The following is an 18,862-nucleotide window of genomic DNA, read 5'->3' as shown; positions in this document are numbered from 1 at the left end:
GGGACGCGGGGCGAATTGGACTCAAACGCGGGGCGAGACGCCTATTGCTTCAGGAGGTCACGCGGCGCGCAGGCAAACAGCTCCTTGAAGCTGCGGTTGAAGTACGAGATGTCGTTGAACCCCGTGGAATAGGCGACCTCCGCGATGGTCTCCTTGCTTCCCGCCTCGCGGATCTGCTCGATGCGCTCGCGCGCAAGGCGCAGGCGCCGGTCGCGGATCACGGTGGTGCAGGTGACGCCCAGACCCTGGAAATCCTCCTGCAGCGTGCGGATCGAGACGCCGATCTGCGTGGCGAGCCACTTGGCGCCGAGCTCGGCATCGGTGAGGTGGCGGTCGATGAGGATGTCGACGATTTCGAGCCGCTTGCTGGCGCTGTCGCTGACCGGCGCCAGCGCAGTCTCGCCGCCGCCCGTGACGAAGGCCTGGCGGGTGGCGTTGAACATCAGCTCGCGCAGATGCGGCGAGCCGTCCTCGTCCGAGGTCATGATCTTGGCGATGAGCGCGCGCAGCATCACGGCCATGGGGTCATGGCCATCGAGCTTGCGGGCCACGTCGAAGCCGACCTTGGCCTCCGAATACATGATCTGCCGGGGCAGGTGCATCGAGAGGTGGTTTGAGAAGAGACCGCCGAAATGGAACGTGGTCGGCTTGGTCGAATCCACCAGGATGCAATCGCCGACATCGAGGATGCTCTGTCGGCCGTAATGCTCGACCCCGCACGAGCCCTCGACCTGCACGATGAGGAAGAGGTGTTCCTTGGCATCGCGCCGGATGTCGTCCATCGAGCGATGCACGCGGTCGAGATTGTTCGAGACATGGGCGAAGCTCATGCCGCCCACATCGATCCCGCGCGCGGCGCCGATGACGCCATCGCCCTTGCCGACGGTCACGGGATTGAAGTTCCCGCAGATGGTGTGAAGGTCGTCCGCCCATTGTTCGTAGGGAACGACCGACCAGGTGCGCTGCACCAGGTCCTGGCTCTGCAACAGTTCCAACCCTGCCTCCCTACAGTGTTGGCCTATTCGGCCCAAAGTGACTGCCGGACCATCCGGCGGTCAAGTCTCAAACCGCGCGATTGGCGACCGGCGCGCGACCTCCTCCATCGGCGACGAGCACGGTACCGGTGACGAACGATGCGTCCTCGCTCGCCAGGAACAGGCAGCACGCCGCGATTTCCGACGCATCGGCAATGCGGCGCAGGCCGATGCGCTGGCGCAGGTTCTCGAATTCTTCCTCGCGCGTCGTGCCATTGGCTCGGGCGACGTCATCCATCTCCATGTCGCTCATCGGCGTGCGCACCCAGCCGGGCGCGATGACATTGGCGCGGATGCCGTCGGCGCCGTGCGCTACCGCGATCGAGCGCGTATAGGCGACGAGCGCTGCCTTGCTCGACGCGTAGCTGGTCATGCCCGGCCCACTGTTGAAGGCGGCGACCGAAGCGATGTTGACGATGGCTCCCCCACGTCGGCGCAGCAGAGGCAGGGCAGCGCGGCAGACATTCATCGTACCGGTGACGTTGATCGCGAAGGTCTTTTCCCAGCCCTCGTCGGTGACGGTTTCCGGATAATCCGTGAGGATGATGCCGGCGGCGCTGACAAGGATGTCGAGGCTCTCGCCGCAGGCCTCGATGGCGCGCGATACGTCGGTCTTCGAGGTGATGTCGCCGTGGACGACCTTCGCGCCGGCAGCCTTGCCGGCTGCATCGAGGTCCGCGCCGCCGAGACCGAAGAGGATGAGGCTTGCGCCCTCGTCAGCGAAGCGCTCGGCGGTGGCGCGGCCCATGCCGGTGGCGGCGCCGGTGATGAGAGCGGTCTTGCCCTGAAGCCGGCCGGTCATGATTGCCCCCAGAGCGAATGCACGGCGTAGCCGGTCTCGGGGAGGGTCGAGCCGCCATCGACAACGATGGTCTGGCCGGTCATGTACCGGGATTCCTCGGAGGCGAGGTAAAGCATGGCATAAGCGATGTCGTCGGGTTCACCCATGCGGCCCATAGGGATTTCGGCGCCGAGGGTCGCCATCATCTCCAGCGTGCCCATCTTGCCGCGCCCGGGCTTGGCGATGAAGCCGGGTTCGACCCCGTTCACGGTGATGCCGGTGCGCGCCAGTTCGAGCGCCGCACCGCGGATAAAGGCGTTCACCCCTGCCTTGGCCGCCGAATAATGCGCGCCGCCGCCCATCGCGACCCGCGCGGAAACCGATGAGGTGACGAGGATGCGGCCCCAATTGTTGCGTTTCATGTGCACAATCGCGGCCTGTGCCAGCCAGATGCTGGCCTTGAGGTTGATGTCGAGCGCGGCCTCGAGCTGATCCTCGGTCAGGTCCTCGATATCGGCCCAGGGGCAGCCGCCGGCATTGTGGACGAGGATATCGAGCCGGCCATGCCGCTCGGCGACGCCATCGACCAGTGCGCGCAGGCTTGCCCGGTCGGTGCCGGGAAATTGCGCGGCGCTGACATTGGGCGTCGCGGCGGCGAGCGCCTCGGCATGTTCGAGTGTACGATTGGACGCAACGACCATGGCACCGGCCTCGGCAAGACGGGTGACGATGGCGGCGCCGATCCCACGGCCGCCGCCAGTCACCAATGCCACCTTGCCGGTGAGGTCGAAGGCCATCAGACGATGCCTTCCTGCTTGAGGAGTTCGACGAACCGGCCGAAGACGGCGGTGTGGTGGTCGACGTCCGCCTCGGTCGTGGCCGGGCACATCAGGAACATGGTGTGGAACGGCGTCACCAGGATGCCCTCGTTCATGTAGAAGGCATGGAGCAGCGTTTCGAGATCGCCGCGCCGCGTGGCGATGACGTCGGCACCGTTTCGCGGCGGGCGGGGGGTGAACATGATCTCGGCGCGCGCGCCGATCTGCGTCACATGCCAGGGCAGGTTGTTGGCCGAGATGACGGCGCGGGCACCCTCGGCAAGGCGCCGGGCATTGGCAATCATCTTCTCGAAATTGGCTGGTGTGAGCACACTTTCGAGCACAGCCTTCATCGTAGCGATGGTGAGCGCATTGCCCGCCAAAGTGCCGCCGATGCCCAGATGCGCCGATTGGCGCTGGCGCGGGTTAACATAGGGCACGGCCGCCCAGATCTTTTCGGCCGTCTCCTGGCTGACCCCGAAAATGCCGGCCGGAATACCGCCCGCAATGGCCTTGCCGGCCACGAAGAAGTCGGGTTCGAGACCGTGGAGGCGCGTATAGCCGCCGGGGCCGGACGAGATCGTGTGGGTTTCGTCGATGATGAGGAGAGTGCCCGTCTTGCGGGTTTCCTCGCGTGCGAAATCAAGGAAGCCTTCGGCGACCGGGATCATGCCGAAATTGGTCATGACCGGCTCCATGAGCACCACGGCAACGTCGCGATCGGCAAGCGCGGCGCGCACGGCATCGAAATCGTTGAACTCGACGACCTTGGAGACGTGGGTGTGATCGACCCCGTTGGGATGGATCATGTTGCGCAGCGACACCTTGCCGTCGCGCAGCTCGACATGCGCCTCCTCGACGCCGCCATGGTAGCAGCCGGAAAAGACCAGCACCTTGTCCCGCCCGGTGACCATGCGCGAGAACCGGATGGACCCGCGATTGGCGTCCGTGGCCGAAGTGGTGAGGGTCCAGTAGGGAAGGCCGAAGCGCCGGGCCAGTTCTTCGCCGACCCAGAGGCTTTCCTCGGTCGGAAGCATGGTCGTGGTGCCGCGCTGGAGTTGGCGGATAGCGGCTTCGGTGACGGCCTCGGGTGCGTGGCCGCACATGCCGCCGGTATCGCCCAGGCAGAAATCGACATAGGACTTGCCGTCGACATCGGTGAGGCGGGCACCCTTGGCTTCCTCAACATAGAGCGGGAAGCCGCCGGCCCAGCGGCGCATCCAGTGCGACGGGCCGCCATAGAGGAAGTGGCGCTTGCCGCGCTCCCAATTGGCGCGCGAGGCGGGGTGGCTATCGGCGAAGCGCTGCTGCTCGCGGTCGATCAGGTCGTCGATGGTGGCGGCATTGGAGGCGAGGGCGGTCACTTGAGGTCGATCCAGGCGGTCTTGAGGTCGGTATATTTGTCGAGGGCGTGAAGCGACTTGTCGCGGCCGAAACCGGACTGCTTGAAGCCGCCGAGCGGCACGGTGATGTCGGCGCCACCATAGGTGTTGACGTGTACGACCCCGGCATTGATGGCGCGCACCATGGTGTGGGCGGTCGCGAGGCTGGAAGTCCACACGGCAGAGGCGAGGCCGTAGACGGTGGAATTGGCAATGGCGATCGCCTCCTCCATCGTCTTGAAGCGGGTTACGGCGAGGACTGGCCCGAAGACCTCTTCGCGCGAAAGCGTCATGTCGGGCGTGACGCCTTCGACGATGGCCGGGGACAGGTAGAAGCCGCCGGTTTCCTCGAGGAGGCGCTTGCCGCCGGTGCGGACGGTGCCGCCTTCGCGCTGCGCGCTTTCGAGGAAGGCGATGTCCTTGGCCAGTTGATCGGCGCTGGAAATGGCCCCGATATCGCTTTCGAGGCTGAGCGGATTGCCCACCCTGTATTTCACCGTCATCGCCGCGAGCTTTTCGAGGAAGGCGTCGTAGATGCCCTCCTGCACCAGGAGGCGCGAGCCGGCCACGCAGACCTGCCCGGAATTGCGGAAGATGCCGTTGGCGCTGACCTTAACCGCCTTGTCGAGGTCGGCAACGTCATTGAAGACGATGTTCGGCGACTTGCCGCCCAGTTCGAGAAAGACGCGCTTGAGGTTGGACTGCGCCGAGTATTCGAGCAGCTTGCGGCCGACCGGCCCCGAGCCCGTGAAGGCCAGCGCGTCGACATCCATGTGCAGCGCCAGCGCCTTGCCGGCAACCGAGCCGCGCCCCGTGACGACGTTGAAAACGCCTTCGGGCATGCCGGCTTCGAGCGCCAGTTCGGCGATGCGCAGCAGGGTGAGCGAGGCGATTTCGGCGGGTTTGAGCACCATTGTATTGCCGGCGGCGAGGGCAGGGGCGACCTTCCACGAGCCGATCATCAGCGGAAAATTCCACGGCACGATGGCGCCGACGACGCCCAGCGGCTCGCGATGGACGAGGGCCAGCACATCCTGGCTGGTCGGCGCGATCTCGTCATAGACCTTGTCGACCGCCTCCGCGTAGTAGCGGAAGGTGCCTGCGGCCGAGAGCGGCTCGGCCTTGAGCGCCATGGATATCTCGGTGCCGTTGTCGCGCACACCGAGCACGGCGAGTTCGAGCGCGTGTTTCTCGATGAGATCGGCCAGCTTGAGCAGCACCTTCTTGCGGAAGCCTGGGCCGGCGCGATGCCAGGCCGGGAAGGCGGCACGAGCGGCAGCGACGGCACGGTCGACATCGGCGACGCTACCTTCGGCGATGCTGGTGAAGACCCTGCCATCTATAGGGCTCACGACATCGAACACGGCCTCGCCCGCGAGGCGCTTGCCGCCGATGACATGACCCTGCGGAGCGATGGATTGCGCCGCCAGCCGGTCGATTGCGCCCTGTTCAAGCATTGCCGTCTCCTCCCTCGCAGACTGCTTGCGAGGCTCTGCTTATAGGTTCATTATCCGAACCATGATTTCATAAACAGACTTGCAAACATCCTGACGTGGTGTCAATGTATTTCACACGTTAAGTAATGATGCGAGCCGAAACATCGTTGGTTGACGCGGCCCGAACCCCAGGCTGGGCGGGCATCAAGGGAGAGAATATGAGCACTGTCGGCAAGGCAATCACCCTGCTCGAGGCTTTCGAAGTCCAGCGGCCGGAGCTGGGTCTGACCGAACTCGCCAAGATCGTCGGCTTCGACAAGGCCACCACGCGGCGCCTGCTGCTCTCGCTCGCCGCGGGTGGGCTGATCGAGCAGGACGAGAGCTCGCGGCTCTACCGGCTGGGTCCGGCAACGGTGCGTTTCGCCCGGATCCGCGAGGCGCATTTCCCGTTCCTCGAAAGTGCGCGCTCCTTCGTCGTGGCGTTGGCCGAGGAAACCGGTGAGACCGCGCATCTTTCCGAATTCGATGCCGATTTCCTTACCTCCACCTATGTCGAGGAATCGGCTCAGCCCAATCGCATCAGCGTCTCCATCGGCGACCGCTTTCCGCTCCACGCCACGGCCTCGGGCATCGCCTACCTGGCGTTCACCAAGCCCGACTACGCGCGTACCTACCTCGCCCGCAAGCTCGACAAGCACAGCCCCTTCACCGTCACCGACCCCGAAAAGCTCTTCGCCATGCTCGATGAAACGCGCGAGCGCGGCTACTCGATCAGCGACCAGGGCAGGGCCGAAGGCGTCTTCAGCGTCGGTGCGGCGGTGGTTGATCGCGAGGGCTATGCCATAGGCGCGCTCTCGGTCGCGAGCCCGCTCGCCAGGGTGAGCGAGGAAACGGCGCAGAGGCATGGCGAGGCCGTGCTGGTCGCGGCCCAGAAGATTTCGGCGCGCCTCAACGGGCGCAGCGTTCCATTCGCTTCCCGAAGCGCAGTCAAAGACAAAGTGGCATGAGCACTCCGAGAATCCTGGTCATCGGCACTGGCGACACCAAGGCCGACGAACTTCGCTTCATCGAGAACTGCATCCGCCAGGCCGGCGGGCAGCCCATCTCGATGGATGTGAGCGTGTTGGGCGAGCCGCCTTACAAGCCCGACTACGACAAGCACACCGTACTCGCCGCCGCCGGCCACCATCTCGACAAGGCCATAGCGGGTGGTGACGAAATGTCGGCCATGACCTACATGGCCGAGGGCGCTGCCGCCCTGACGCGTCGGCTGCATGCCGAAGGCAGGATCGATGCCTTCATCGCGCTTGGCGGCACGATGGGTACGGACCTTGCCCTCGACGTAGCGCTGGCGCTGCCGCTCGGCGTGCCGAAATTCGTGGTTTCGACCATCGCCTATTCCCACCTGCTGCCCCCCGACCGCATCGCGACGGATCTGATGATGATCCTCTGGGCCGGCGGGCTCTATGGGCTCAACAGCATCTGCAAGGCCGTGCTGTCCCAGGCTGCGGGTGCGGTGGTTGGCGCGGCGAAGGCCGTGGTGGTGCCGACCAAGGCCAAGCCCGTGATCGGCATGAGCTCGCTCGGCAAGTCGTGCCTCGCCTATATGGTCGACCTCAAGCCGGAGCTCGAAAAGCGCGGCTACGAGCTGGTGGTGTTCCACACGACCGGCATGGGCGGACGCGCCCTCGAAGCGCTGGCGGCGCAGAAGGGTTTTGTCGCCGTCATGGACTTTTCGCTCCAGGAGCTGGCCAATTTCCACAATGGCTCGGTGGTCAATTCCGGGCCGGATCGGCTGGAAAACGCCGGTATTGCCGGTATTCCCCAGATCGTCGCGCCGGGCGCCATCGACATGATCGACATGCCGGCCTGGCAAACCCCGCCCAGCCACCTCCAGGCGCGTACCTACTACGCCCATAACCGCCTCATCGGCATGGTGACCGCCGACGAGGAAACCCGCCGCGAAGTGGCGCGCAAGATCGGCGCGAAACTCTCGACCGCGACGGCGCCCGTGGCCTTCATCCTGCCGACGCGCGGCATCGAGCAGTGGGACCAGGAGGGCGAGCCCTTCTATGATCCTGCGGGGCTGGCCGCCTTTGTCGATGAGATGGGCAGGAGCGTTGCCGCGCCCGCCGAACTCCACGCCATCGACGCGCATATCAACGATCGCGCCTTCGTCGAAACCGCGCTCGCCATTCTCGACCGCTGGGTGGCCGCAGGCATCGTGCCGGCCGGACGCCCCGACGCGACGGAGGCGGCATGAGCGCGCTGGGCGTAAAGGCACTGGTCCTCGATTTCGGCGGCGTCGTTTCCAAGACCCTGTTCGAAACCCACGCGCTGACCGAGGAGGCCCTGGGCCTGCCCAGGGGCGCGCTGACCTGGCGGGGGCCCTTCGATCCCTCGACCGATCCCCTCTGGCAGAAGATGCAGCGCGACGAGATTTCCGAGCGCGACTACTGGCATGCCCGCACCCGTGAAGTCGGCCGTCTGGTCAACGAGGACTGGTCGGACATGCAGACCTTCGTCAAGCGTGCCCGCGGCGCCGACCCCGATGCCGTGATCCGCCCCGAAGCGCGCAGGGCGATCGGGCAGGTGCATGTGGCTGGCTACAAGCTCGCCGTGCTCTCGAACGAACTCGATCTCTTCTACGGCGCGGAATTCCGTACCAAGCTGCCGCTGCTCAAGCCGTTCGCGACCATAGTCGACGCCACCTATACCGGCATCCTCAAGCCCGACCCGCGCGCCTACCAGCAGGTAGCCGACGAGCTGCGCCTGCCGCTCGAGGCCTGCGTCTTCGTGGATGACCAGTTGCGCAACATCGCCGGGGCCCGACGGGCCGGCATGAAGACCGTGCATTTCGATGTGACAAACCCCGCCAAGTCTTATGACGAGGCGCTCGCCTATTTCGGCCTTTGAAGAAAGCGATCCCCATGCGCGATGACAATTTCCTCGTGGAGCAGAACGCCCGCAGCATCTGGCACCCGATGGCTCACCCGGCCGACATGCGCGCCAACCCGCCGCGCATCATCGCCAAAGGCGAGGGGACGCATGTGACCGATATCGAGGGCCGCACGGTGCTCGACGCCGTAGCCGGCCTCTGGAACGTCAATCTCGGCTATAGCTGCGACCCCATCAAGCAGGCCATCGCCCGGCAGCTCGACGTGCTGCCCTATTATTCCGGCTTCCGCGGCACCTCGACCCCGACTTCGATCGAGCTGGCCTATGAGGTGACGCAGTTCTTCGCGCCCGAAGGCATGGCGCGCGCCTTCTTCACCTCCGGCGGCTCGGACTCGGTCGAGACCGCGCTGCGCCTGGCGCGGCAATACTGGAAAGTGCGTGGGCAGGCTGACAAGACCAAGTTCCTCGCGCTCAAGAAAGGCTATCACGGCACCCATTTCGGCGGCGCCTCGGCGAACGGCAACGCCAATTTCCGGCGCAATTACGAGCCGCTGATGCCCGGTTTCTTCCACGTGCCGGCCCCCTGGACCTATCGCAATCCGTTTACCGAGAGTGACCCGGCCAAGCTAGCCCAGCTCGTCGGGGCGGCCATCGAGGACGAGATCGCCTTCCAGGGCGCAGATACCATTGCCGCCTTCATCATGGAGCCGGTTCTGGGCGCCGGGGGCGTGATCGTGCCGCATGAGACCTTCATGCCGCTGGTCCGCAAGATCTGCGACAACCACGACATCCTGCTCATCGCCGACGAGGTGGTGACCGGTTTCGGCCGTGCCGGCGCGTGGTCGGGTTCGCGCCTCTGGGGCGTGCAGCCGGACATGATGTGCATCGCCAAGGCCATCACCTCGGGCTATTTCCCGCTCGGCGCCACGCTCATCGGCACCAAGGTCGCCGAGGCCTTCGAGGCCGACAAGACCACCTTCGGCAATATCGGCACGGGTTACACCTATTCCGGGCACCCGGTCGGTTGCGCTGCGGGCATCGCGGCCCTCGCCGAAACGCGCCGGCTCAATCTTGCCGAGAACGCCCGGCTGCGTGGAGAGGAATTGCTGGCCGGTCTCAAGCGGCTCCAGGATAAGCACCAGGTAGTCGGCGATGTGCGCGGCAAGGGCCTGATGGTGGCGCTGGAGCTGGTTTCCGACCGCGCGACCAAGAAGGCTGCGGACAAGAAGCTGATGGGGCAGGTGGCCGATACCGCCTTTGCCCAAGGCATCATGATCCGCATTTCCGGACCGAATATCATCCTGTCGCCGCCGCTGATCCTCAAGGCCGAAGAGGTCGATACGATCCTCGGTGCGCTCGATGTCGCCCTGGGCGGTGTTTAACTTGATTGTTGTAATCAGGTTAGTCTAAGCCTGTCCCCGTTCAGAATGGGGAAGAGAATAAATGTCCGAAGCCAAGTCCGTGCTGCAACCGGTCGATGCGCAGGCGATCAGGCTCGCCAAGACGCTGCTGCGCGCCTCGCGCTACGGCGCGCTGGCGGCGCTGGAGCCGGCAACCGGCGCGCCGTTGGTGAGCCGTGTCGGCGTTTCGACCGATATCGACGGCACCCCGGTGATCCTCATTTCGGGCCTGGCCGCGCATAGCGCTGCGCTGCGCAACGATCCGCGCTGCGCCCTCCTGCTGGGTGAGCCGGGCAAGGGCGATCCGCTGGCTCACGCCCGCATCAGCATCGATTGCCGGGCAGTGGAGATTGCCCGCGACAGCGACGAGCACAAGCGCCTCGAGGGTCGGTATTTGCGGCACCAGCCCAAGGCGGCGCTTTATGTCGGTCTCGGCGATTTCCGCTTCTTCCGCCTCGCGGTACAGAAGGCGAGCCTCAACGGCGGCTTCGGCCGTGCCTATGCGATGAAGGCCGAGGAGGTTCTGACGCTCTCGCCGGCCAATGCCGACATTGCGACGGCCGAGGCCAATGCCATCGAGCACATGAACGAAGATCATTTCGACGCGGTCGAACTCTATGCGCGCTATTTCGCCAAGGCTGAAGGCGGCCGTTGGACACTGGTCGGGATCGATGCGGATGGCTTCGATATCGCCAGCGGGGATGTGGTGGAGCGCGTGTTCTTCCCGGAGCCGCTGAAATCGTCGGACCAGATCCGTGAGGAATTGGTGGCGATGGTCCGCGAGGCGCGGAAGGGGTTGGGGACGTGAGGTCGGAGGGAGCCGGCTTCTAGTTCTTACGCCGCACATGGCCTCCCCGGCGAAGACCGGGCCCGGAAGATCGTTCCGAACGCTCGGAACCCTCCGCACCCGCTCCGCCGAGGACGCGAACTTGAACCTCTAGTCGTTGGCCCCTGGGCCACCGCGGGTCGACTCGAACAGGAACCACACGCGGCGTTCGGTTTCGTCGATCCAGACTTCGAGAAGGCTGGTTGTGGCGACGTCGCCGTAGCCGGAGGCCGTGTCGTGCACCTCGCGCAGGATCGTCACCAGCCGCTGGTTGTCGTCGCGCAGCTCGGCCAGCATATCCTGCGGATCGACGTAGTCGGCGTCGTTGTCGGCCAGGCGCTGGTGGCGCGAGATATCTCCGATCGAATGCAGGGCCAGCCCACCGATCTTGCGGGCGCGCTCGGCGATCGGGTCGGTCATGGCGAAAATCTGTTCGCCCTGCTCGTCCAGGAGCAGGTGGTAGTCACGGAAGTGGTGCCCGCTCACATGCCAGTGGAAATTCTTGGTCTTGAGATAGAGCGCGAAAACGTCTGCGAGCAGGCCCCGAAGCGCGGCCGAGATGTCGCGCGTCGCATCGGCCTTGAGGTCGGTGGGGGTTGCCAGTCGTGCACGGCGGGCCTTTTCGGCCGCATTGGTACGTTCGCTCATCGTTATCAGTCCTCCTGAAAGCAAGCAGGCAAAGGCGGCCGTGCCAAGGGCACGACCGCTACATTTCCCTAACGCCTCAAGAGGATAAAGGTTGCCGGTCTACCAGTGGTGACGGCGGCGGCTGCGCAGGTGGCGGATGATTGGCGCCGACGCGATGATGAGGCCGATCACGATAAGCAGCGCCAGGCCGATGGCGCCATAACCGATCTGCATGTCCCGGCTCCTTACTGTGTAAAGAGCTTGGGTAGGCCAATATGGTAAACGGATGGATAACGCCGTGCCCATCAGGCCGCGGCGTCACCCGCATCGCCTAGGTAGAGGTGGTGGAGCCGGGCCGGATCCTTGGCCAGTTCGCTGCACCCGCCCTCATGCACCATCTGCCCGCGCCGCAGCACATAGGCCCGGTTGCCGATGGCCAGGGCAAGCGCGGCGAACTGTTCGACCAGCACCACGGCGACCCCGGTATCGGCGAGCTTGCGCACCGCGCCCATCAGGCGGCTGACGACCACCGGCGCAAGGCCGGCCGACATCTCGTCGATCATCACCACCTTGGGTCGCCCGACCAGCGCGCGGGCGATCACCAGCATCTGCTGCTCGCCGCCCGACAGCATGCCGGACTTGATGGTCCGCCGCTGCAACAGCTCGGGAAAGAGCGCATAGGCTTCCTCCAGCCGGGCCTCCGGGTGAAGGGCGACCTGGAGGTTTTCCTCGGTGGTCATCTCGGTGAAGACCGCGCGACCCTGCTCGACATGGGCAAGCCCGGCGCGGGCCTTGAAGCCGGCATTGGCCTTGGTGACGTTGGCGCCGTCGAGCGTGACCGAGCCGCCGGCGGTCGGGATCACGCCGGATATGCCTTCGAGGAGCGTCGTCTTGCCGGCGCCGTTCGAGCCCAGCAGCACGCTGATCTCGCCGGGCAGTGCCACGAGGTCGACGCCCCGGACGACCGGCACGCCCGCGCGGTTGACGACGAGGCCTTTGATTTCGAGCGCGCTCATGCTGCGGCCTCCTCAACTTCGATGCCCATATAGGCCTTCTGCACCACCGGCAGCGCGAGCACCGTCTGCGGATCGCCCGTGGCGATCACCTGGCCGAAATCGAGCACGGTGATGCTCGAACAGGCGCGGCGGACGAGATCCATGTCGTGCTCGATGAGCAGCACCGCCGAGCCGAATTTCTGCGGAATCTCGGCGATCCGCTCGCCCAGCTGGAGCGCCTCGGCATAGGACTGGCCGGCCGCCGGTTCATCGAGGAGGATAACGGGCGGGCGTGCCGCGACGACTCCCGCAACGTCGAGCAGGCGCCGCGTCCCCGCATCCACCATGGCGATCAGCGTGTCGGGCGTCGGGCAATCCAGCCATTGGAGCACGGCATTGAGCTCCTCATCGCCGATATTGCCGGCGGCGAGGCGGACATATTCGCCTACGCGCAGCTCTGGCGCGATGCGGGTCGTCTGCCAGGTCCGGCGAATGCCGATCTGCGCGCGCCGGGTTGCCGAGAGCGCATCGACTGCCTGCCCGTCGAGCAGGACCGAGCCTTCATAGCGCGGCAGGAAGCCGGCAATGGCATCGACCATGGTCGATTTGCCCGCGCCATTGGGACCGATAAGGCCGACCACCGTGCGTGCGGGCACGGTGAGGCTGATGTTCTTGAGCGCCACGACATTGCCATAGCGCACGGTGAGCCCCTTGACCTCGAGAGCGGTGCCGTCCGCATGCTGTGCGGGCGAGGGCAGGGGGCCGGCAACCCGGGCAGCGCCGCTCTTCCGCTTTGGCATGAGCTTGCGACCGAGCCGCGCCCAGGTCTCGCTGATGGTTTCGCCGGTCGAGAGGGCCTGCACGGCGCCCAGGGCGAAGAACACGGCCCCCACGTCCTGCGGCAGGTTGAGACGGCGCAGCAGTTCGGGGAAGAGCGTGATCAACACGCCGCCCAGGATTGCGCCGAGCGTGAAATGCGCGCCCACCATCGTCGCCACCGCAAAGAGCGAAAGCGACTGCATCATGTTGAAGTTTTCCGACACCAGCGTGCCGAGATAGCCGGCCAGCAGGCCGCCCGAAATTCCGGCGATGAAGGCACTGATGGCGAAGGCCGAAAGCTTTGCCCGCGGGACGCTGATCGCATTGGCCGCCGCCGCGCGCTCGGAATGGCGCACCGCCAGCCAGGAGGCGCCCAGCCGCGAGCGGTTGAGGAATTCGAGGCCAACCGCGATCACGCCATAAACCAGCACCACGAAGATGAAAAAGCCCCGGTCGCTCTCGAAGAATATCGGGCGCGGCACCTGCGTGAAGGTGGTCTGGCCGGGGAAGGTGATGGTGGCAAGCACCGTATCGAACGCGGCAGCGAAGCCGAGCGTGACGATGGCGAGGTTGATGCCGCGCAATCGAAGCGCCGGCAAACCTATCGCGATGCCGACCGGCACCGCCGCCAGCCCGCCGGTGACGATCCAGACCGGCAGCCCGCCCGGAAAGCCCGAAACGTTGAGATAGCCTGTAACCCAGGCGCCGACGCCAGCAAACGACATCTGGCAGAGCGAGATCATGCCCGTGCGGCCGGCAACGAGCCCGAGGCTTTGCAGCGCGATGCCGACGATGAAGACGGCGGTGATGAGGAATACCCAGTAATTGGGCAGGAGCGCATAGACCAGTACGCCGATGACGGCGACCGAGAGCGCGGTGTTGAGGGCGGCGCGAAGGCTAGCGTGCTTCATCCCAGCGGGCTCCACGTTGGGACCAGAGGAGCACCGCCAGGATCACCAGGAACGGAACGGTGCTTCGGTATTGACTGAAGGCGTCGAGACCCGAAACCAGGCCTTCGACGATGCCGATCATGAGCCCGCCCAGCAGCGCTGCGCGAAAGCTCCTGAACGCGCCGATAAGGGCGGCTGCGAGCGCCGGAACGACGAGCAGGCTCAGCGACATGAAATCGGGCGAGCGCAGCGGAGCGATAATCATAAGCGCGAACGAGGTGACGGCGCCCATCACGGCCCAAACGCCGAGCGCGAGGATACGCACGCGGATGCCGATGAGCTCGGCCGCCATCGGACGCTCGGAGAGCGCGCGAAGCTGGAGGCCGGTGCGGGTGCGGGCGAGGAAGAGTTCGGCGAGCACGGTGAAGACGACCGCAAGCATGACGGTCAGCACCGCCGCGTTGGTCACCTCGACGCCGGCAAGCCGGAAGGCCGAGCCCGGAACGAGGTCCGGAAAGGCATGCGGGTGCTGCCCACCCGTGAGGCGCAGGCCTACTGCGACTATGCCGACGAGCAGCGCGGCGGTGACGGCGGCCTTGGTCGAGGCATTGGCGCCGGCGAACCAGGTAGTCATGACGAGGCCGATGATGAGCGCAGTCAGTGCGCCGGCGACAATGCCGGCAATTGCGCCCGGCAAGACCGGCACGCCGTGCTCATAGAGCGCGACCATGACGAAGGTGCCGGTTGCGCCGATGGCCGCGCCGGTGAAATTGACGACCGCCACCAACCGGTAGGTGAAGATCGCGCAGACCCCGAGGATCGCATAGGCGCCCCCCGCGGAAAGCCCGGCCACGGCCGGAGTGAAGAAGGAATTCATGGGCTTGATCCGGGGCGTTCCGGGCGGCCTCCTGGCCGCCCGGTAATCAGGTTGCCGCTCAGTTGGCAGCGGGGAGCACGAACCAGTCCGGCGTCTTGACCGTCCACACGCCATCCTGCAACTGCATGACCTTGGTGGCCTGCATGGAGGCATGCTTGGGCGCGTCGCCGAAGACATAGGCCGAACCGGCAATATCGTATTTCATCGGCTTGCCCGCCTTGAGCGCGGCGGTGACGGCTTCGCGGGTGACCGGGCCATCGATGCCGGCGATCACGTCCGAGACGACCTTGGCGGCCAGGTACCCGCCCTGCGAGAAGGCGGTCTTGGCAAGGCCCGCCTTGTCCATGGTCGCGATCCAATCGGCATTGGCCGGGCTAGAAGCCTCGGTATAGGGCTCCCATTCGGTGCCGACATAGATCGGTTGCTTGGAGGCGGCGAGCGCCTTGGCCACGCCCTCGGTATAGCCCGGGGCGAGGAACAGCCAGTCGATGCCCTCGACCTTCTGCGCGTCGGCGGTATTGACCCACTGTACGACACCCGGCTCGACCTGGTTGGTGAGCACGGCATCGCAACCGGCATCACGCGCCTTGATGACATAGGGCGTCAGGTCGCCCTGCGCGGGCAGGGTGAGGTCCATCAGGTGAACCTGCTTGCCGTTCATCTGCTCCCAGGCGCGGATGGCGCCGGTATAGGCTTCCTGCGTACCGCCGAGGATGAGGAAGAAGGCGCAGACCTTCTCGTCCTTGAGCTCCTTGGTGGCGTAGTCGAGCATGGCCGTGGTCAGCGTGAAGGGACCGACATTGACCGGCGAGACGCTTGGCGCGTTAAAGCACAGCGCATCCACGCCCACGCCCTGCACGGCCAGGACGCCCGAGCGATCGTAGGTAGCCGCGTTCACGGCGCAATCGAGAAGGCTGGCGCCGCCGGCCATCACCACCACGCCCTTGTTGTCGATGAGGTCGCGGGCCGATTGCGCCGCTACCTGCGGGTCACCCTTGTCGTCGGCGATCGTGTATTCGACCTTGCAGCCGTTGATGCCGCCGGCGGCATTGAGCTGTTCGAATACCGCCGCGGCGGCCTTGGGGGCATCGGAGAAGTCGACGACGCCGGTAACGGTCGAAACCGCCCCGATCTGGATCGGACCGCCATCGCAGGTCGGGCCGGCGGCAGCCGCCGAGCCGGTCATGGCTGCCAGGCCAAGGCAGGTCGAACCGGCCAGTACCGATAGTGTCAGTAGATGCTTCATGGGTTTCCCTTTCCCTCTTTCAGTGAGCGCGGCTTCTTCAGGCGGCCGCGCTTCTGATCCCTTGCGGGGCGAGACGGGCGAACTTCGAGAGAGTCCGCGCAATCATCTCGCGCTCCATGTTCCTCACGATGAAAACCAGCCGCGTGCGCCGATCGTCCGATGGCCAGGCCTCAAGCCGGCGCGGCGGATGGAAGATGTGCTGCACGCCATGGATGACCACGGGGCGCTCCGGCTCCTCGGCGATATGGACGAGCCCCTTGACCCGCAGCAGGTCGGCGCCCTTGAGCGCGGCGAAATAGTCCAGCCATTGCCGGAAATCCGCCCACGCCACAGGCTCCTCGACGACGAAGGCGTAGGAGGCGATGTCGCTCGAATGGTGTGAATGGTGATGCCCGCAATGTGGATCGGTGCAGGCGTGATCGTGCTCGACGGCCTGGGCCGCTTCTTCCGCCCATTGGGTCCCGGAGGAAAGTCCGAGCACGTCGGCAAGCCGCACCTGCCCATCCACCACGGCGAGCCGTCGCGCCATGGGATTGATCGCGGCGACTGCGGCTTCGATTTCGTTCAGCGGCGCAAGATCGGTCTTGGTGACGACAATGAGGTCCGCCACCGCTGCCTGCTTGCGCGCTTCGGGGTGCCGCATGAGCGTATCCGCGCCGTTAGCGGCATCGACCGTCGTTACGACGCCGTCGATCCGGTAGCGCTGCGCGAGGTCGGGCTCGACCATCAGCGCATGGAGGATCGGGGCGGGATCGGCGAGCCCCGTGGTTTCGAGGATGACACGTGTCACCGGCGGCAGCCCCTCGGCGGCGTGCCGCGCCTCGAGGTTCTTGAGCGTCTCGACCAGATCGTCGCGCACCGTGCAGCAGACGCAGCCATTGTCGAGCAGGGCCAGGCGCTCTTCGGTGACCTCCATCAGCAGGTGATCGAGGCCGATTTCCCCGAATTCGTTGATGATCGCCACCGTCCCGGCCAGGTCGGGCTCCGAGAGCAGCCGATTGAGCAGCGTGGTCTTGCCGCTGCCCAGGAAGCCGGTGAGGACCGTGACCGGGATCATCGCGAATACACCTCGCGGCCCTCGAAATAGGTGGTGAGCACCTGGGTGTCGGCAATGGCATCAGCCGGCACATCGAAGATGTTCTGGCTGAGCACGATGATATCGGCGGACTTGCCGACCGCTAGCGAGCCTATGTCCTTGTCGAGCCCGATCGCCTTGGCCGAATTGAGCGTGAAGACCTCGACGGCGGTCGCCAGGTCCAACGCCTGCTCGGCCCAGAGCGACACACCCGGGAAGGCGCCCGAAGGGTTCTGGCGCGTGACGAGGCCTTCTATGCCCGACCACGGATCCGGGTTCGGGATCACCGGCCAGTCCGAACCGCCCGCGAGCAGGGCGCCCGCGTTGAGCAGGTCCGCATTGGGCCAGAAGCGCTCGGCGCGCTCGGTGCCCATTGCTTCCTTGTGCCCTTCGAGGAACGTGGTCGGAAACCAGATCATCGGCGAGAGATCGGCGGCGACGCCGAGTTCGGCGAAACGGGCAATATCGTCCGGTGCGATATAGCTGGCATGGGCGATGTGGTGGATGAGCCCGGTCGGGCCGTTGAAGCTGCGCACCACGTCGATCGCATCGAGCGCCTGCGTCACGGCGGCATCGCCCGCGCAGTGGATCTTGACCGAAAGGCTCTGGGCCTCGCACTTGCCCAGCCAGCGGATAAGCTCGGGATAGGTCACCATGGTCGCGCCGCGGAAGCAGCAGCCATGGATCGGGTCTTCGAGATAGGCATCGTGAAATGCCGCGGTCTTCGCGCCCGGCACGCCATCGAGGAAGATCTTCACATAATCCGGCCGCACATGCGCCGAGCGATAGTTTTCGCGCAGGGCAAACAGTTCGTCGCCCGCGATCCCGAACATGAAGTTCGGCTCCATCGCCGGCATGGCGCCGACCGCCCAGGCGGTGAGCTCCCCGCGCTGGTCGAGGCTGTGAAGCGCCGAGAGCGTCGACTGCATCGAGGCCGCTTCGAGAAAGGCTGTCACGCCGAAGGAATTGAGCGTCTTGATCGCCTGCGCCGCGGCCGCACGCCCCATTTCCTCGGTGAACTGTTCCGCTGCCACCCGCTCGACGATGCCGGCCGCAGATTCGATCATCATGCCGGTGAGCTTGCCGGTTTTGGGATCGCGCCCGAACGAGCCCATTTCCGGATCAGCCGAAGCCTCGTCGATCCCTGCGAGACGCATGGCCTCCGAGTTCACCCACCGATTATGGGCCGTCTCGTCACGCAGGCAGACGGGATGCCCCAGCGCCGCCGCATCGAGCTGCGCGAGCGCCTCTGTGGTATTGAGTTCGGCAATGGCGTCTGCTCCCCATTGCGCGCCCATGATCCACTGGCCCGGCGCTGCCTTCTCGGCTGCGGCGCGCACGAGCGCACAGATTTCCGCAACCGTTGCATCGCCGGAAAAGCGCAACTCGAAAAGGTCGGAGGTGCCGCCCATCAGGACATGGTTGTGCACGTCCACGATCCCCGGCATCGCCATCCGCCCGCCCAGGTCGATGATCCTGGCGCCCGGCTGCGCAGACCGAACTTCGCTCTCCGAACCGAGCGCCACGATGCGCCCATTGGCGATGCCGACGGCCTCCACCCAGGGGCGGGCGCGGTCGACGGTATAGAAACGCCCGTTCGTCAGGATCAGCTCGGCTGCCGCCATCGAATTCGCCCCTCCCTTGGTGGTTCAATAAATGAACCGCAAATCCAAATATAGATTGGGGCAGGCAGGGCAGGCTTGTCAATATAGTTCACGTGTTAAGTAACTGCGCAGCCCCAATATGGCGCTTATTCCT

17 protein-coding genes are annotated in these 18,862 nt (G+C 65.5%); 5 read left to right on the top strand and 12 right to left on the bottom strand.

What is annotated here, in order from left to right; all coding sequences use genetic code 11:
- Positions 1–41: 41 nt before the first annotated feature.
- The 5 genes from JNE37_RS00865 to JNE37_RS00845 all read right to left on the bottom strand — a co-directional run bounded on the left by JNE37_RS00865 (position 42) and on the right by JNE37_RS00845 (position 5,472).
- Positions 42–995: a helix-turn-helix domain-containing protein gene (locus JNE37_RS00865; RefSeq protein ID WP_203065020.1), complete on the bottom strand. Its 954-nt coding sequence runs from the start codon at positions 993–995 to the stop codon at positions 42–44.
- Positions 996–1,062: 67 nt separating this feature from the next.
- Positions 1,063–1,836 (bottom strand): SDR family NAD(P)-dependent oxidoreductase, encoded by a 774-nt coding sequence (locus tag JNE37_RS00860; protein ID WP_203065019.1) that lies wholly within the window; start codon positions 1,834–1,836, stop codon positions 1,063–1,065.
- Positions 1,833–2,612 carry an SDR family oxidoreductase gene (locus tag JNE37_RS00855; protein ID WP_203065018.1) on the bottom strand — a complete coding sequence of 260 codons (780 nt, stop codon included), beginning with the start codon at positions 2,610–2,612 and terminating at the stop codon, positions 1,833–1,835. The genes JNE37_RS00860 and JNE37_RS00855 overlap by 4 nt, the downstream gene beginning before the upstream one ends.
- Entirely contained in the window at positions 2,612–3,997 is a 1,386-nt protein-coding gene (locus tag JNE37_RS00850) for a transaminase (RefSeq protein ID WP_203065017.1), read from the bottom strand. Before JNE37_RS00850 ends, JNE37_RS00855 begins: the two co-directional genes overlap by 1 nt.
- Complete coding sequence (locus JNE37_RS00845) at positions 3,994–5,472, bottom strand: aldehyde dehydrogenase (protein ID WP_203065016.1); 1,479 nt, start codon at positions 5,470–5,472, stop codon at positions 3,994–3,996. The genes JNE37_RS00850 and JNE37_RS00845 overlap by 4 nt, the downstream gene beginning before the upstream one ends.
- A gap of 197 nt (positions 5,473–5,669) precedes the next feature.
- Here JNE37_RS00845 and JNE37_RS00840 point away from each other — a divergent pair, with 197 nt between their 5' ends.
- The 5 genes from JNE37_RS00840 to JNE37_RS00820 all read left to right on the top strand — a co-directional run bounded on the left by JNE37_RS00840 (position 5,670) and on the right by JNE37_RS00820 (position 10,557).
- Positions 5,670–6,458 carry an IclR family transcriptional regulator gene (locus JNE37_RS00840; RefSeq protein ID WP_203065015.1) on the top strand — a complete coding sequence of 263 codons (789 nt, stop codon included), beginning with the start codon at positions 5,670–5,672 and terminating at the stop codon, positions 6,456–6,458.
- On the top strand, positions 6,455–7,714 hold the full coding sequence (locus JNE37_RS00835; protein ID WP_203065014.1) for a Tm-1-like ATP-binding domain-containing protein: 1,260 nt from the start codon (positions 6,455–6,457) through the stop codon (positions 7,712–7,714). Before JNE37_RS00840 ends, JNE37_RS00835 begins: the two co-directional genes overlap by 4 nt.
- Positions 7,711–8,367 carry an HAD family hydrolase gene (locus JNE37_RS00830; RefSeq protein WP_203065013.1) on the top strand — a complete coding sequence of 219 codons (657 nt, stop codon included), beginning with the start codon at positions 7,711–7,713 and terminating at the stop codon, positions 8,365–8,367. Before JNE37_RS00835 ends, JNE37_RS00830 begins: the two co-directional genes overlap by 4 nt.
- A gap of 14 nt (positions 8,368–8,381) precedes the next feature.
- Entirely contained in the window at positions 8,382–9,731 is a 1,350-nt protein-coding gene (locus JNE37_RS00825; protein WP_203065012.1) for an aspartate aminotransferase family protein, read from the top strand.
- Positions 9,732–9,792: 61 nt separating this feature from the next.
- Positions 9,793–10,557, top strand: a complete 765-nt coding sequence (locus JNE37_RS00820; RefSeq protein WP_203065011.1) for a HugZ family pyridoxamine 5'-phosphate oxidase — start codon at positions 9,793–9,795, stop codon at positions 10,555–10,557.
- A 129-nt stretch (positions 10,558–10,686) separates the two neighbouring features.
- On the opposite strand, the gene JNE37_RS00815 is transcribed toward JNE37_RS00820, so the two are convergent.
- The 7 genes from JNE37_RS00815 to JNE37_RS00785 form a co-directional block, all read right to left on the bottom strand.
- Entirely contained in the window at positions 10,687–11,223 is a 537-nt protein-coding gene (locus JNE37_RS00815; RefSeq protein WP_203065010.1) for a Dps family protein, read from the bottom strand.
- Positions 11,224–11,507: 284 nt separating this feature from the next.
- The gene (locus JNE37_RS00810) at positions 11,508–12,218 is read right to left on the bottom strand and encodes an ABC transporter ATP-binding protein (RefSeq protein ID WP_203065009.1); all 711 of its coding nucleotides are present in this window, start codon (positions 12,216–12,218) and stop codon (positions 11,508–11,510) included.
- Positions 12,215–13,927, bottom strand: a complete 1,713-nt coding sequence (locus JNE37_RS00805) for a branched-chain amino acid ABC transporter ATP-binding protein/permease (RefSeq protein ID WP_203065008.1) — start codon at positions 13,925–13,927, stop codon at positions 12,215–12,217. The genes JNE37_RS00810 and JNE37_RS00805 overlap by 4 nt, the downstream gene beginning before the upstream one ends.
- The gene (locus JNE37_RS00800) at positions 13,914–14,783 is read right to left on the bottom strand and encodes a branched-chain amino acid ABC transporter permease (RefSeq protein WP_203065007.1); all 870 of its coding nucleotides are present in this window, start codon (positions 14,781–14,783) and stop codon (positions 13,914–13,916) included. The genes JNE37_RS00805 and JNE37_RS00800 overlap by 14 nt, the downstream gene beginning before the upstream one ends.
- Before the next feature lie 58 nt (positions 14,784–14,841).
- Positions 14,842–16,029 carry an ABC transporter substrate-binding protein gene (locus JNE37_RS00795; protein WP_035089535.1) on the bottom strand — a complete coding sequence of 396 codons (1,188 nt, stop codon included), beginning with the start codon at positions 16,027–16,029 and terminating at the stop codon, positions 14,842–14,844.
- 37 nt (positions 16,030–16,066) lie between these two features.
- A complete protein-coding gene (locus tag JNE37_RS00790) occupies positions 16,067–17,086 on the bottom strand; it encodes a CobW family GTP-binding protein (protein WP_203065006.1) in 1,020 nt (339 codons plus the stop codon).
- Positions 17,083–18,729, bottom strand: a complete 1,647-nt coding sequence (locus tag JNE37_RS00785) for an amidohydrolase (RefSeq protein ID WP_203065005.1) — start codon at positions 18,727–18,729, stop codon at positions 17,083–17,085. Before JNE37_RS00785 ends, JNE37_RS00790 begins: the two co-directional genes overlap by 4 nt.
- Between the last annotated feature and the right edge of the window lie 133 nt (positions 18,730–18,862).

The organism is Paradevosia shaoguanensis, assembly GCF_016801025.1.
Classification (GTDB): domain Bacteria; phylum Pseudomonadota; class Alphaproteobacteria; order Rhizobiales; family Devosiaceae; genus Paradevosia; species Paradevosia shaoguanensis.
The sequence above is the reverse complement of the archived record's forward strand: the minus strand, read 5'-3'. Positions and strand labels throughout refer to the sequence as shown.

Bases quoted from the DNA above. Each gene is read 5' to 3' on its own strand.
- JNE37_RS00860 (WP_203065019.1), bottom strand. From the start codon at position 1,836: ATGACCGGCCGGCTTCAGGGCAAGACCGCTCTCATCACCGGCGCCGCC.
- JNE37_RS00855 (WP_203065018.1), bottom strand. From the start codon at position 2,612: ATGGCCTTCGACCTCACCGGCAAGGTGGCATTGGTGACTGGCGGCGGC.
- JNE37_RS00845 (WP_203065016.1), bottom strand. From the start codon at position 5,472: ATGCTTGAACAGGGCGCAATCGACCGGCTGGCGGCGCAATCCATCGCT.
- JNE37_RS00840 (WP_203065015.1), top strand. From the start codon at position 5,670: ATGAGCACTGTCGGCAAGGCAATCACCCTGCTCGAGGCTTTCGAAGTC.
- JNE37_RS00835 (WP_203065014.1), top strand. From the start codon at position 6,455: ATGAGCACTCCGAGAATCCTGGTCATCGGCACTGGCGACACCAAGGCC.
- JNE37_RS00830 (WP_203065013.1), top strand. From the start codon at position 7,711: ATGAGCGCGCTGGGCGTAAAGGCACTGGTCCTCGATTTCGGCGGCGTC.
- JNE37_RS00825 (WP_203065012.1), top strand. From the start codon at position 8,382: ATGCGCGATGACAATTTCCTCGTGGAGCAGAACGCCCGCAGCATCTGG.
- JNE37_RS00820 (WP_203065011.1), top strand. From the start codon at position 9,793: ATGTCCGAAGCCAAGTCCGTGCTGCAACCGGTCGATGCGCAGGCGATC.
- JNE37_RS00815 (WP_203065010.1), bottom strand. From the start codon at position 11,223: ATGAGCGAACGTACCAATGCGGCCGAAAAGGCCCGCCGTGCACGACTG.
- JNE37_RS00810 (WP_203065009.1), bottom strand. From the start codon at position 12,218: ATGAGCGCGCTCGAAATCAAAGGCCTCGTCGTCAACCGCGCGGGCGTG.
- JNE37_RS00805 (WP_203065008.1), bottom strand. From the start codon at position 13,927: ATGAAGCACGCTAGCCTTCGCGCCGCCCTCAACACCGCGCTCTCGGTC.
- JNE37_RS00800 (WP_203065007.1), bottom strand. From the start codon at position 14,783: ATGAATTCCTTCTTCACTCCGGCCGTGGCCGGGCTTTCCGCGGGGGGC.
- JNE37_RS00795 (WP_035089535.1), bottom strand. From the start codon at position 16,029: ATGAAGCATCTACTGACACTATCGGTACTGGCCGGTTCGACCTGCCTT.
- JNE37_RS00790 (WP_203065006.1), bottom strand. From the start codon at position 17,086: ATGATCCCGGTCACGGTCCTCACCGGCTTCCTGGGCAGCGGCAAGACC.
- JNE37_RS00785 (WP_203065005.1), bottom strand. From the start codon at position 18,729: ATGGCGGCAGCCGAGCTGATCCTGACGAACGGGCGTTTCTATACCGTC.